Genomic DNA, 13,359 nt, shown 5'->3' with positions numbered 1-13,359 from the left:
GAATTCCTCTCTCTACTTCAAAAGTAACCAATTGATACGTTTGTACCAGACAGGCAATAAAAAGCCGCCCATGTCAGGCGGCTTTTTAGTTGAAACACTTACGCTTGCGGCCGCATGTGCGGGAACAGGATCACGTCGCGGATCGACGGTGAGTTGGTCAGCAACATCACCAGGCGGTCGATGCCGATACCCTCACCCGCCGTTGGCGGCATGCCGTACTCCAGCGCGCGAACGAAGTCGGCGTCGTAGTGCATGGCTTCGTCGTCGCCGGCGTCCTTGTCGGCCACCTGCGCCATGAAACGCTCGGCCTGGTCTTCCGCGTCGTTCAACTCGGAATAGGCGTTGGCGATTTCACGACCACCAATGAACAGTTCGAAACGGTCGGTGACGTTCGGGTTCTCGTCGTTACGACGGGCCAGCGGCGACACTTCGAACGGGTACTGGGTGATGAAGTGCGGCTGCTCCAGCTTGTGCTCGACCAGCTCTTCGAAAATCATCACCTGCAGTTTGCCCAGGCCTTCGAAGCCCAGCACCTTGGCACCGGCCTTCTTGGCGATGTCACGGGCCTTGTCGATGTCGTTCAGGTCGTCAGCGGTCAGCTCGGGGTTGTACTTGAGGATCGAGTCGAACACCGACAGACGCACGAACGGCTCGCCGAAGTGGAACACCTTGTCGCCGTACGGCACGTCGGTGCTGCCCAGGACCAACTGCGCCAGTTCACGGAACAGTTCTTCGGTCAGGTCCATGTTGTCTTCGTAGTCGGCGTAAGCCTGGTAGAACTCCAACATGGTGAATTCAGGGTTGTGACGGGTCGAAACGCCTTCGTTACGGAAGTTGCGGTTGATCTCGAACACTTTTTCAAATCCGCCAACAACAAGCCGCTTCAGGTACAGCTCCGGGGCGATACGCAGGAACATGCCCATGTCCAGCGCATTGTGGTGGGTTTCGAACGGCTTGGCTGCCGCGCCGCCCGGAATGGTTTGCAGCATCGGCGTTTCCACTTCCAGGAAGTCGCGCTTCATCAGGAAGCTGCGGATGTGGGCGATGACTTGCGAACGCACGCGGAACGTCTGGCGCACGTCTTCGTTGACGATCAGGTCAACGTAGCGCTGGCGGTAGCGTTGTTCGGTGTCAGTCAGGCCGTGGTGCTTGTCCGGCAACGGGCGCAGGGATTTGGTCAGCAGGCGCACGTTGGTCATTTCAACGTACAGGTCGCCCTTGCCGGAACGGGCCAGGGTGCCTTCGGCGGCGATGATGTCGCCCATGTCCCAGGTTTTCACCGCGGCCAGGGTTTCTTCGGACAGGGTCTTGCGGTTGACGTAGACCTGGATTCGCCCGGTCATGTCCTGGATCACCATGAACGAGCCACGGTTGAGCATGATGCGACCGGCAACCTTGACCGGGATCGCAGCCTCTGCCAGCTCTTCCTTGGTCTTGTCCGCGTACTGTTTCTGCAGTTGCTCGCAGTAGTTTTCGCGGCGGAAGTCGTTGGGGAAGGCATTGCCCTTGGCGCGCTCGGCAGCAAGCTTTTCCTTGCGCAGGGCGATCAGGGAGTTTTCTTCCTGTTGCAGGGCTTGCGGGTCGAGTTCTAGGTCGCTCATGTCTTTAAATATTCCATCACGGGTTCGTTGCCCCCGGCCTGCGGCCGGGGATCGCTGGCAAGCCAGCTCCTACAGGGATCAGGGGTAAGCCGATCCCGTATTGCGTGCCTTAAATGCCAGATTTCAGGCTGGCCATCAGGTATTCGTCGATATCGCCGTCGAGCACCTTGTCGCAATCGCTGCGTTCAATGTTGGTGCGCAGATCCTTGATCCGCGACGCATCGAGCACATAAGAACGGATCTGGTGACCCCAGCCGATATCCGACTTGGTGTCTTCCAGCGCCTGGGAAGCGGCGTTGCGCTTCTGCATTTCCTGCTCGTACAACTTGGCCCGCAGCATTTTCATGGCGGTGTCCTTGTTGGCGTGCTGGGAACGTTCGTTCTGGCAGCTGACCACGGTGTTGGTCGGTACGTGGGTGATACGTACGGCCGAGTCGGTGGTGTTAACGTGCTGACCACCGGCACCGGAGGAACGATAGGTGTCGATCCGCAGGTCCGCCGGGTTGATCTCGATTTCCACCTTGTCATCGATCTCTGGCGAGACGAACACGGCGGAGAACGACGTGTGGCGACGGTTGCCGGAGTCGAACGGGCTCTTGCGCACCAGACGGTGTACGCCGATCTCGGTACGCAGCCAGCCAAAGGCGTATTCGCCCTTGATGTGCACGGTAGCACCCTTGATCCCGGCGACTTCACCGGCCGACAGCTCCATGATGGTCGCGTCGAAGCCGCGTTTGTCAGCCCAGCGCAGGTACATGCGCAGCAGGATGTTGGCCCAGTCCTGGGCTTCGGTGCCGCCGGAGCCGGCCTGGATGTCCAGGTAGGCGTTGTTCGGGTCCATTTCGTGGCTGAACATGCGGCGGAATTCCAGCTTGGCCAGACTTTCCTCAAGACGGGCCAGCTCGGCGACGACATCGCCCACTGCGCCTTCGTCGTTTTCTTCGACGGCCATGTCCAGCAGGTCACGGCAATCGGCCAGACCGGTGTTCAGCTCGTCCAGGGTTTCGACGATTTGCGCCAGCGCAGCGCGCTCGCGACCCAACTCCTGGGCGTATTCAGGTTTGTTCCAGACACTCGGATCTTCAAGCTCGCGGTTGACTTCGGTCAGACGCTCATGCTTTTGATCGTAGTCAAAGATACCCCCGAATAGTTTCGGAGCGCTCGGACAGGTCCTTGATGGTGTTCAGGATCGGGTTGATTTCCATGGCGGGCAGCACTCGTTGGCGAACTTTTGAAAGCCGGCGAGTATAACGGCAAACGGCCGCAAACGGCAGTCCGCTTGGCCGAAAAGCCATGCCTCGCAGGCGATCTTTGCAACGATGGAGATCAATGTGGGAGCCGGGCTTGCCCGCGATGGGGGCCTGACAGTCGATGTATTCGTCGCCTGACAGATCGCTTTCGCTGGCAAGCCAGCTCCTACAGGTGATTAGAATCAGCCGATGCCTACCTGATTGCGCCCATTGTTCTTCGCCAGGTACAGCCCCTTGTCCGCCGCCGAGATCAATTCCCGGCAATGACTGCCCGCCGTCGGGGTGATGGTCGACAGGCCGATGCTGATGGTCAGGTTCGATCCCTCGGTCGGGGAACTGTGCGGGATCTTCAAGGCTTCCACGGTCATGCGCAGTTTTTCCGCCACCAGACGCGCACCGCCCTGGGAGGTATTGGGCAGCACCAGGGCAAACTCTTCACCGCCGTAACGGGCCGGCAGGTCGGAAGGCCGGGCACTGGCGTCGCGGATCGCCGTGGCGACCTTGCGCAGGGCCTCGTCGCCTTCCAGGTGGCCAAAGGTGTCGTTGTAGGTCTTGAAGTAGTCCACGTCGATCATCAGCAGCGACAATTGGCTTTGCTCACGCAGTGAGCGGCGCCATTCAAGCTCCATGTACTCGTCGAAATGCCGGCGGTTCGACAACCCGGTCAGGCCGTCCGAGTTCATCAGCCGCTGCAGCACCAGGTTGGTATCGAGCAACTGCTGCTGACTGACCCGCAACGCGCGGTACGCCGCATCACGCTGCAACAGCGTCATGTAGGAGCGCGAGTGATAGCGAATACGCGCGACCAGTTCGATGTTGTCCGGCAGTTTGACCAAGTAATCGTTGGCCCCGGCCGCGAACGCCGCACTCTTGATCAGCGGGTCTTCCTTGGTCGACAGGACGATGATCGGAATGTCCTTGGTCGCCGGATGATTGCGGTATTCACGCACCAGGCTCAGGCCGTCCAGACCGGGCATGACCAGATCCTGCAGGATCACCGTCGGCTTGATGCGGACCGCATGGGCAATGGCCTGGTGCGGATCGGCGCAAAAATGAAAGTCGATGTTCTCTTCGTTCGACAGCCCACGTCGCACTGCCTCGCCGATCATCGCCTGATCATCCACCAACAACACCATGGCGGCATATTCGTCAGTCTTGAAGTCGTCGAGCTGTAAATCATTCATGTGCGTTCACCTGAAAACTGCCTCGGCCAGGATTGCTGCTAATAGTAGTCATTTTGGAAAGATCTCCAGCAATCGTGGCGCTATCTTTTCCAGCGGGCGTATTTCCACGGCGGCGTCGATGGCCGCGGCCGCTTTCGGCATACCGTACACCGCGCTGCTGTTTTGGTCTTGTGCGATGGTCAGGTAGCCCTGCTGGCGCATGAGTTTAAGCCCCTGCGCGCCATCACGCCCCATGCCGGTGAGCAAAACACCGACCGCATCGCCGCTCCAGTAACTGGCCACGCTCTCGAAAAACACATCGATTGAGGGCCGATAAATCTCATTGACCGGTTCGGCGGTGTAAGCCAGCGTCCCGTTTTTCAATAATCGAATATGGTGATTGGTGCCGGCCAGCAACACCGTGCCGCGTTGTGGCGACTCGCCCTCCCTGGCCAGGCGCACGTTCAGGCCACTGGCGCTGCCGAGCCATTCGGCCATGCCGGCGGCAAACACCTGATCAACATGCTGCACCAGCACAATGGCGGCGGAAAAATCCCGTGGCAGACCCTTGAGCAACACCTCCAGCGCCGCCGGCCCGCCCGCTGAGGAGCCGATGGCGATCAGGCGCTGACGCGAGGCGGAACTGCGCAGCGGGCTCGGTGCGCCAGGCGCCGGCTTGCTTTTTTCGCCGATCAGCCAGCCGATGTTCATGATCTTGCGCAGTAAGGGCGCCGCGGCTTCCTGGGCATTGCCGGCACCGAGGGCCGGGGTGTCGACCACATCCAGCGCGCCATGGCCCATGGCTTCGAATACGCGGTGTACGTTTTGTTGCCGATCCACGGTGACGATGACAATGGCGCAGGGCGTTTCGGCCATGATCCGCCGGGTCGCTTCCACCCCGTCCATCACCGGCATGATCAAGTCCATGAGGATCAGGTCCGGCGTCTGTTCAGCGCACTTTTGCACGGCTTCCTTGCCATTGCCGGCCACCCAGATCACCTGGTGCGCAGGTTCGAAAGCCAGGGCGCGGCGCAAGGCCTCCACGGCCATGGGCATGTCATTGACGATGGCGATTTTCATGCCCTTGCTCCTCCTATGAGCTCAACGACTGCATCGAGCAGGGCGTCGTCATGAAAACTGGCTTTGGCTAGATAATAGTCGGCTCCGGCGTCCAGTCCACGACGGCGGTCCTCCTCACGGTCCTTGTAGGACACCACCATCACCGGCAGCGATTGCAGGCGGTTGTCCCGGCGCAACAGCGACACCAGTTCGATACCGTCCATGCGCGGCATATCAATGTCGGTGATCAACAGATCAAAATCCTCCGAACGCAGGGCGTTCCAGCCATCCATGCCGTCGACCGCCACCGCCACGTCGTAGCCGCGATTAATCAGCAGCTTGCGTTGCAGCTCGCGTACGGTCAGGGAGTCGTCCACCACCAGAATCCGCTTGCGCGCCGCTTCGGCGGCCTGATGGCTGTGCCGGGCAATGCGCTCCAGACGCCCGGTATTGAGCAGTTTGTCCACCGAACGCAGCATGTCCTCGACGTCGACGATCAGCACCACCGAACCGTCGTCGAGCAAGGCCCCGGCGGAAATGTCCTGGACCTTGCCCAGGCGCTCATCCAGCGGCAGCACCACCAGGGTCCGCTCGCCGATAAAGCGCTCGACCGCCACCCCATAAATCGCATCGCGCTCGCGGATGACCACGACTTTCAAGGTCTGCTGGCTGCCCTGGCTCGCGGGGCGTTGCAGTAACTGGCTGGCGGCGACCAGCCCGACGTGCCGGCCTTCATGCCAGAAGTGCTGCCGGCCTTCGACCTGCACGATGTCCGCCGGCTCCAGATCGCACATGCGTTCGATATGGGCCAGCGGGAAGGCATAGGCCTCGTCGCCGACTTCCACCACCAGGCTGCGCACCACCGACAGGGTCAGCGGCACTTCGAGGTGGAAACGACTGCCCTCACCCGCCTTCTGTTCCAGAACCACCGCACCGCGCAACTGACGGACCATATGCTGCACCGCGTCCAGGCCGACGCCACGCCCGGAGACTTCGGTGACGCTATCGCGCAGGCTGAAACCCGGCAGGAACAGGAACGTCAGCAGTTCTTCTTCGCTCAACTGCGCGGCCGTTTCAGGTGGCGACAACTGACGCTCGATGATGCCGCGACGGACTTTTTCCAGATCGACGCCGTCGCCGTCATCACTGAGTTCCAGCACCAGCAATCCGGCCTGATGGGAGGCGCGCAAGCGAATCACCCCTTCTTGCGGTTTCCCGGCCAACAACCGTTGTTCCGGGGGTTCGATACCGTGATCGACCGCGTTGCGCAGCAGGTGCGTCAGCGGTGCTTCGAGCTTCTCCAGGACATCGCGGTCGACCTGGGTTTTCTCGCCCTCGATCTCCAGCCGCACTTGTTTGCCAAGACTGCGGCCCAGGTCACGGACCATGCGCACCTGACCGGTCAACACATCGGCGAACGGCCGCATGCGACAGGCCAGGGCGGTGTCGTACAACACCTGCGCACGCTGGCTGGCTTGCCAGGCGAACTCGTCCAGCTCGGCGTTTTTCTCCACCAGCATTTGCTGGGACTCGGCCAACAAACGGCGCGCATCATCGAGGGCTTCCCGGGCTTCAAGGCTCAGGGCATGGTCCTTGAGATGAACGTTGAGGTTTTCCAGCGCCCGCAGCCCGTTGCTCTGCGTGCGTTTGAGACGCTGCATGGCGGCCAGGTGCGGCTTGAGCCGCAGGGTCTCCACCAGGGATTTGCTCGACAGATCGAGCAGGCTGTTCAGGCGCTCGGCCGTGACCCGCAACACGCGCTCGCCATTTTCGTGGGTGCGCCGGGTCTGTTTAGGCGCGGCCACCGACTCGGCAGGCAGTTCGACGACCGGGGTCGGTTCTTCGACCCCGGGTGCGAGCGCTTCGAGTTGAAGCTCCGCCATCACCGACACGGCAGGTGCCACGGCGGGAATAACAACGGCTCCAGGGTCGAGCAAGCGTGTCATCAAGGCAACATACGCCTCGATTTCCGCAAACCCCGGCATGTTGTTCGGCGTTGCAATGCGCATCAGCAGGTCGGTGCCTTGCAACAGCGCATCGATGTGCTCGGCGCGCAGGTACAGCCGCCCTTCCTGGGCGCTGACCAGGCAATCCTCCATGACATGGGCAACGCTGACCCCGGCATCGACACCGACAATCCGTGCCGCGCCCTTGAGCGAGTGTGCCGCCCGCATGCACGATTCGAGTTGATCGGCCTGGGTCGGGTCGCGTTCCAGTGCCAGGAGCCCTGCACTCAGTATCTGGGTCTGGGCTTCGGCTTCCAGGCTGAACAGTTCCAGCAAAGAGGTGTCGCGCATCTGCTCGGGGGTCATGAAAGGCTCCGGGTCACGGCGGACAACAGCTGTTCTTCATCCAGCCAGCGCAGGCTGCGACCTTTGAATGGCAACACGCCGCGGGTGTATTTGGCACTGGCCTGGGTGCCGGAACGCGACGCCGCATCAAGGATGCGTTCATCGATGGCGTGAATGCCGTCCACCTCGTCCACCGGCACCACCACCGGCCCGCCGTGGGCAGCGATGATCAACATGCGCGGCATGACCCGGGCGCCTGCAGCCACGTGGTTGACGCTGTCGAGCCCCAGCAATTCCACCAGTGACAGGCACGCCACCAGCGCGCCGCGTACGTTCGCCACCCCGAGCAAGGCCCTGGAACGCTGGTGCGGCAGTGAGTGAATAGCTTGGTGCGGCGCCACTTCCACCAAACTGCGGGTAGTCAGGCCCAACCATTCTTCGCCGAGGCGGAACATCAACAGCGAGCGGGTTTTCACCTCGCTCTGCACCGTGGCGGACACGTGTTCGCGATCTTCCTGCTGCAACGCATAGCGATCCAGCAGGCGCGTCGCGGCGGCCGAGTACACTGCGCAATTGCGGCAATGAATGTGCTCGATCAGCAGCGGGCACGACTTGTCGCCATGGACGCCGATGCGGTTCCAGCAATCGTCAATGGCCTGGGCATCTTCATGGGTGACGCTAAAGGTGTCGGAGGCGATCATCGTTTACGCTCACTGTCGGCAGTGCGCTCGCTGCGGGCGGCACGGTCCTGCAATCGTCTGGCACCCACGGTGTCGCCCTGGGACTGCAGCAACGCCGCCAGGTGCATCAACGCGTCGGGATGTTGCGGTTCGAGGTACAACGCCTTGCGATAAAAGCCCTGGGCTTCCAGGACACTGCCGGCGACATCGCTGAGCAACCCCAGCCAATAGAATACCTGGGCCACGGGTTCATGGCTGCGCAAGTAGCTTTCGCAAGCGGCACGGGCCTCGGCGCTTTTGCCTTCGTTGGCCAGCGCGGCGATGTTCGCCAGCAGCGTGGCGGCATCGCAGTGGTCCGGTTTCACTGGCAGTGCTGGCCGCGCAACGCTGGTGAACGGGCGCCTGGCGACCGGTGGTGGCACGATGTTGCGTACCGGTTGCGGTACCGGCAAGGACATAGGCGTCGGCGTGGCCACGAATGTCGGTGACGGCTCAGGGTCCACAGCGCTCTGGCGGCTGAAGGCAAAGGACTGCGCGATACCGATCGAACGCATGCCCAGACGCCCCAGCAGACTGCCTTCGGCCGGGCCGATAAACAGCACGCCATCGACGTGGGTCAGGCGCTTGAGGACTTCGAACACCTGTTTTTGCGTCGGTTGGTCGAAGTAGATCAGCAGATTGCGGCAGAACACGAAGTCATAGGGTGGCTCGTTGGCGAGCAAGGCCGGATCGAGCAGATTGCCGACCTGCAGACGTACTTGCTCCAGCACCCGGCCGTCGAGGCGATAGCCGTCATTTTCAGCCGTGAAATAGCGGTCACGGAAGGCCAGGTCCTGCCCGCGAAAGGAATTCTTGCCGTACAGCGCATGTCGGGCCTTTTCCACCGACAGCGGGCTGACGTCCATGCCTTCGACCTTGAACTGGTGCGGCTTGAGCCCGGCATCCAGCAGCGACATAGCGATCGAGTACGGCTCTTCGCCGGTGGAACACGGCAAGCTGAGAATCCGCAGGGCGCGCAGGTTGTTGATATCGGCCAGGCGTTTGGCCGCCAGTTTCGCCAGGGCAGCGAAGGATTCCGGGTAACGGAAAAACCAGGTCTCCGGGACGACCACCGCTTCGATCAACGCCTGTTGTTCATCTCTTGAATCCTGCAACGTGCGCCAGTATTCGTCAGCTGTCTCTGCCAGAGATACCGCGCTGCGCTGACGCACTGCACGCTCGATGATTGCCGGGCCCACCGAGTTCACGTCGAGGCCGATACGCTCCTTGAGAAAATCGAAAAACCGCTGATCGCTGCTCATGGCCGCTCCCCGAGCAGCGCCAGGTCCAACGGCGGTGTTGGAAACAACAGCGCGCGAACCCGCTCATCCAGCAAGTCGGCGACCCGTACCCATTGCAGCAAGCCTTGTGCATCTTCGCGGACAGGTCCCAGGTACGGCGCCTGGCGATTGTCCAGGCCATAGGGCTTAAATTCCGCGGGATTGCAGCGCAGGGTATCGGTGGCCTGTTCCAGAATCAGCCCGAGCAATTGTGCCTGTGCATGTTCATCCGGCCGGTAATGCACCAGCACCAGTCGAGTGCTGGTACGCGCCTGGGCCGGAGTGCCAAAGGTCAGCGCGCTGAGATCGATCACCGGCACCACCGCGCCGCGCCAGGCGAACACCCCGGCCACCCAGTGCGGCGCGTGGGCAATGGGTTTCAGGGGCAAGCGTGGCAGCACTTCCGCCACTTCGAGTGCCTGCAAGGCGTAACGCTCGCTGCCGATGCGGAACACCAGAAACAACGCGTGCAACACCTGCTTCACGGCAGTGCGTTTGGCCGTCAGTTCGCTCATCAGACTTTGAATCGCGAGACGCCGCTGCGCAGCCCTACGGCCACCTGGCTCAGTTCGTCGATGGCGAAACTGGCCTGGCGCAAGGACTCGACGGTCTGGCTGCTGGCGTCGCCCAATTGCACCAGGGCATGGTTGATCTGCTCGGCACCAGTGGCCTGGGCCTGCATGCCCTCGTTGACCATCAATACCCGAGGCGCCAGCGCCTGAACCTGATGGATGATCTGCGACAACTGCTCGCCGACCTGCTGCACCTCGGACATGCCACGGCGCACTTCTTCGGAAAACTTGTCCATGCCCATCACCCCGGCCGACACCGCCGACTGGATCTCGCGCACCATTTGTTCGATGTCGTAGGTGGCGACGGCTGTCTGGTCCGCCAGACGCCGGACTTCGGTGGCGACCACGGCAAATCCGCGACCGTACTCACCGGCCTTCTCGGCCTCGATGGCGGCATTGAGCGAGAGCAGGTTGGTCTGGTCGGCGACCTTGACGATGGTCACCACCACCTGATTGATGTTGCCGGCCTTCTCGTTGAGGATCGCCAGCTTGGCGTTGACCAGATCGGCCGCGCCCATGACCGAATGCATGGTTTCTTCCATGCGGGCCAGGCCTTGTTGCCCGGAACCGGCGGCGACCGAGGCCTGATCGGCGGCGGTGGACACCTCAGTCATGGTGCGCACCAGATCCCGCGAGGTGGCCGCGATTTCCCGGGACGTCGCACCGATTTCGGTGGTGGTGGCGGCGGTTTCGGTGGCGGTGGCCTGTTGTTGCTTGGAGGTGGCCGCAATCTCGGTGACCGACGTGGTGACCTGCACGGACGAGCGCTGGGCCTGGGACACCAGCGAGGTCAGCTCGGTCATCATGTCGTTGAAGCCGGTTTCCACGGCGCCGAATTCATCCTTGCGCTCCAGATTCAGGCGACTGCTGAGGTCGCCGGTGCGCATGATTTCGAGAATGTTCACGATGCGGTTCATCGGCGCCATGATGGCGCGCATCAGCAACAGGCCGCAGAGCCCGGCGGCCAGTACCGCGACCACCAGGGAAATGCCCATGATGACTTTGGCGGTGAGCACCGCATCATCGATGGCGGCAATATCGTTGTCGGCAACGACTTTGTTCTCGCGCAGGATGTCATTGAGCTTCATGCGCCCCGCCGTCCAGGCCGGGGTCAACTCTTCCTTGAACAGCTTGATGGCATCGGCGTTCTGTTTGCGCTTATACAATTCGATCACGGCACCGAGGATCCGGTGGTAATCGGCATGGGCTTTCTCGAACGCGGCGTACTCGACCTTGTCTTCGTCAGTCGTGACCGTCCCTTTATACAGCTCCATCTGCTCTTGCAGGCGCGCCGCATAGCCCTTGAAGTCCGCGACGTCTTCAGCACTGAAGTCTTGCCCTTCTTCGAGGCCCAGCATGTCCAGCATCCGCAGGTAACTGTCGGACCAGGCGCCGCGAATCATCGAGCTGTAATACAGCCCCGGCAGCGCATCCTCACGAACGCTGGCCTCGCTGGTTTCGATCTTCAGCAGCCGCGAATACGAGACGACCACCATCAGCAACATGATGGCGATGATGACTGCAAAACTCGCCAAAATGCGTTGGCGCAACGTCCAGTTCTTCACAGGCTGTCCTCGGGGGCTGTTTCGAAATGCGGGGAGTATAGCCGAGGGCGGTGTTTCATTTATAAGACGGGTGCGCACCACTTCTCATCCCGCCCATTAAAAGCCGGGATGTGGCGCCTGAAACACCGCTTTCGCCAGCAAGCCGGCTCCTGCAATGTGAACTTCCCCCCCAAATGTTGGACGGTCTCTGTGTTCCACAGGGCTCAGTCCGTCAGGGTCAGCAGCTCGTCGCGCACCAACCGGGGGATGGCGACCGACTTGTTGCTGGCCCGGTCCACGTAGACGTAAACAACGTAACCCAGCGCGGAAACCGTGGGCTCGTCATTGCAAAAGATGCCCAGTTCATAACGGGCACTGCTGGTGCCCAGGTGCGCGATACGCAAACCGACCGTCACCTGATCGGGAAAGGTGATGGGCGAGAAGAAGGTGCAACTCGACTCGACAATCAATCCGATGACCGGACTGCTGTCGATATCCAGGGTGCCCTGCTCCACCAGGAAATGGCTGATCGCCGAATCGAAGAACGAATAGTAGACAACGTTCTGCACATGGCCATAGGAGTCGTGGTCCCCCCACCGCGTGCCGATAGTGTAGAAGCGCCGGAAGTCCTCGCGGCGCGGGCGGTAGGTCTTCTCGCTCATGGCGACTCCGTGTGAATGACTCGCACGCTCATTGGAAATCCTCAGTCAAATGGCTTCGACAGCCTTGGCGCCTGTGTTGTGCAGGCTGGTTTTTTTCAAAATACCGGCTGGCTATCCATTGCTGTCCTCCCTCTTCGGGGGGGGCGTTGCGGATTATGGAGAACGTTTATCTGGCCGACGCGGCTTTCGACCGCATTCAGAAAATTAGATATACACTCGGATAAATCGATAAAAACAGCCCACCGGGTACGCTTCCCATGATGACCTTGCGTCAGATCCGTCACTTCATCGCTGTGGCCGAGACCGGATCGATCTCCGCTGCCGCCCAAGCCGCGTTCATTTCCCAGTCCACCCTGACCCTGGCGATCCAGCAACTGGAGCAGGAAATCGGCGTCGGCCTGTTCAACCGCCATGCCAAGGGTATGACCCTGACTCACCAGGGGCATCAGTTCCTGCGCCAGGCACACTTGATTCTCGCCACCGTCGACAACGCCAAACGCAGCCTGCAACAGAGCACCGATCAGGTCGCCGGGCAGTTGATCGTCGGGGTGACCAGCCTGGTGGCCGGTTACTACCTGGCGGACTTGCTCACCCGTTTCCAACGCGCCTACCCCAACGTCGAAATCCGCGTGATGGAAGATGAGCGTCCGTATATCGAGCATTTGCTGGTCAGCGGCGAAATCGATGTCGGCGTGCTGATCCTCTCCAACCTGGAAGACCGCCACGCCTTGCAGACTGAGGTGCTGACCCACTCGCCCCATCGGCTGTGGCTGCCGGCCCAGCACCCGCTGCTGGAACACGACAGCATCAACCTCGCCGACGTGGCCCGCGAGCCGTTGATTCAGTTGAACGTCGATGAAATGGACCGCAACGCCCAGCGCATGTGGACGGCGGCCTCCCTGCAACCGCGCATCACCTTGCGCACCGCCTCGACCGAAGCGGTGCGAAGCCTGGTGGCCGCGGGACTTGGGGTGTCGATCCAGCCCGACATGACCTACCGCCCATGGTCACTGGAGGGCGACATCATTGAAGCGCGACCGATTGCGGACCTGAGCCAGACCCTTGACGTCGGCCTGGCCTGGCGTCGCGGCACCGCGCGCCCGGCCTTGGTGGACCCCTTCCTGACAGTCGCCCGCGAGCAACCCCACGGCGGGCGCAAGCCATCTATTTAATCGAACGCCACCTTCAGTATTTAGTATTTGTCGACCTCGGGTCCGC

General features: G+C 61.4%; 11 protein-coding genes. 1 reads left to right on the top strand and 10 read right to left on the bottom strand.

Features of this window, described 5'->3' with window-relative positions:
* Window positions 1-98: 98 nt before the first annotated feature.
* The 10 genes from lysS to GPL81_RS11145 form a co-directional block, all read right to left on the bottom strand.
* The gene (gene lysS / locus GPL81_RS11190; protein ID WP_160106774.1) at window positions 99-1,601 is read right to left on the bottom strand and encodes a lysine--tRNA ligase; all 1,503 of its coding nucleotides are present in this window, start codon (window positions 1,599-1,601) and stop codon (window positions 99-101) included.
* A 109-nt stretch (window positions 1,602-1,710) separates the two neighbouring features.
* Window positions 1,711-2,806 (bottom strand): peptide chain release factor 2 gene (gene prfB / locus GPL81_RS11185; RefSeq protein WP_160106773.1). Its coding sequence is split into 2 segments (ribosomal slippage): window positions 1,711-2,733 and window positions 2,735-2,806, totalling 1,095 coding nucleotides; the frame shifts between segments, so codons are not numbered across the junction.
* Window positions 2,807-3,033: 227 nt separating this feature from the next.
* Complete coding sequence (locus GPL81_RS11180) at window positions 3,034-4,035, bottom strand: response regulator (RefSeq protein ID WP_160106772.1); 1,002 nt, start codon at window positions 4,033-4,035, stop codon at window positions 3,034-3,036.
* A gap of 48 nt (window positions 4,036-4,083) precedes the next feature.
* The gene (cheB, locus tag GPL81_RS11175; RefSeq protein ID WP_160106771.1) at window positions 4,084-5,094 is read right to left on the bottom strand and encodes a chemotaxis response regulator protein-glutamate methylesterase; all 1,011 of its coding nucleotides are present in this window, start codon (window positions 5,092-5,094) and stop codon (window positions 4,084-4,086) included.
* A complete protein-coding gene (locus GPL81_RS11170; protein WP_160106770.1) occupies window positions 5,091-7,385 on the bottom strand; it encodes a hybrid sensor histidine kinase/response regulator in 2,295 nt (764 codons plus the stop codon). Before GPL81_RS11170 ends, cheB begins: the two co-directional genes overlap by 4 nt.
* Window positions 7,382-8,065, bottom strand: coding sequence for a chemotaxis protein CheW (locus GPL81_RS11165; RefSeq protein ID WP_160106769.1), 684 nt, complete (start codon window positions 8,063-8,065; stop codon window positions 7,382-7,384). The genes GPL81_RS11170 and GPL81_RS11165 overlap by 4 nt, the downstream gene beginning before the upstream one ends.
* Entirely contained in the window at window positions 8,062-9,345 is a 1,284-nt protein-coding gene (locus GPL81_RS11160; RefSeq protein ID WP_160106768.1) for a CheR family methyltransferase, read from the bottom strand. Before GPL81_RS11160 ends, GPL81_RS11165 begins: the two co-directional genes overlap by 4 nt.
* On the bottom strand, window positions 9,342-9,878 hold the full coding sequence (locus GPL81_RS11155; protein ID WP_160106767.1) for a chemotaxis protein CheW: 537 nt from the start codon (window positions 9,876-9,878) through the stop codon (window positions 9,342-9,344). The genes GPL81_RS11160 and GPL81_RS11155 overlap by 4 nt, the downstream gene beginning before the upstream one ends.
* Window positions 9,878-11,500, bottom strand: coding sequence for a methyl-accepting chemotaxis protein (locus tag GPL81_RS11150; RefSeq protein ID WP_160106766.1), 1,623 nt, complete (start codon window positions 11,498-11,500; stop codon window positions 9,878-9,880). The genes GPL81_RS11155 and GPL81_RS11150 overlap by 1 nt, the downstream gene beginning before the upstream one ends.
* 203 nt (window positions 11,501-11,703) lie before the next feature.
* The gene (locus GPL81_RS11145) at window positions 11,704-12,141 is read right to left on the bottom strand and encodes an acyl-CoA thioesterase (protein ID WP_160106765.1); all 438 of its coding nucleotides are present in this window, start codon (window positions 12,139-12,141) and stop codon (window positions 11,704-11,706) included.
* A gap of 257 nt (window positions 12,142-12,398) precedes the next feature.
* Between GPL81_RS11145 and GPL81_RS11140 the strand changes: the two genes are divergently transcribed.
* On the top strand, window positions 12,399-13,313 hold the full coding sequence (locus GPL81_RS11140) for a LysR family transcriptional regulator (protein WP_096513212.1): 915 nt from the start codon (window positions 12,399-12,401) through the stop codon (window positions 13,311-13,313).
* The last annotated feature ends 46 nt before the right edge of the window (window positions 13,314-13,359 follow it).

This window comes from Pseudomonas izuensis (assembly GCF_009861505.1).
Classification (GTDB): Bacteria; Pseudomonadota; Gammaproteobacteria; order Pseudomonadales; family Pseudomonadaceae; genus Aquipseudomonas; species Aquipseudomonas izuensis.
This window is presented reverse-complemented; position numbering and strand designations above follow the sequence as displayed.

Coding starts and splice junctions, on each gene's coding strand:
- cheB (WP_160106771.1), bottom strand. CDS start 5,094: ATGAAAATCGCCATCGTCAATGACATGCCCATGGCCGTGGAGGCCTTG.
- GPL81_RS11155 (WP_160106767.1), bottom strand. CDS start 9,878: ATGAGCGAACTGACGGCCAAACGCACTGCCGTGAAGCAGGTGTTGCAC.
- GPL81_RS11160 (WP_160106768.1), bottom strand. CDS start 9,345: ATGAGCAGCGATCAGCGGTTTTTCGATTTTCTCAAGGAGCGTATCGGC.
- GPL81_RS11170 (WP_160106770.1), bottom strand. CDS start 7,385: ATGACCCCCGAGCAGATGCGCGACACCTCTTTGCTGGAACTGTTCAGC.
- GPL81_RS11140 (WP_096513212.1), top strand. CDS start 12,399: ATGATGACCTTGCGTCAGATCCGTCACTTCATCGCTGTGGCCGAGACC.
- lysS (WP_160106774.1), bottom strand. CDS start 1,601: ATGAGCGACCTAGAACTCGACCCGCAAGCCCTGCAACAGGAAGAAAAC.
- GPL81_RS11165 (WP_160106769.1), bottom strand. CDS start 8,065: ATGATCGCCTCCGACACCTTTAGCGTCACCCATGAAGATGCCCAGGCC.
- GPL81_RS11145 (WP_160106765.1), bottom strand. CDS start 12,141: ATGAGCGAGAAGACCTACCGCCCGCGCCGCGAGGACTTCCGGCGCTTC.
- GPL81_RS11180 (WP_160106772.1), bottom strand. CDS start 4,035: ATGAATGATTTACAGCTCGACGACTTCAAGACTGACGAATATGCCGCC.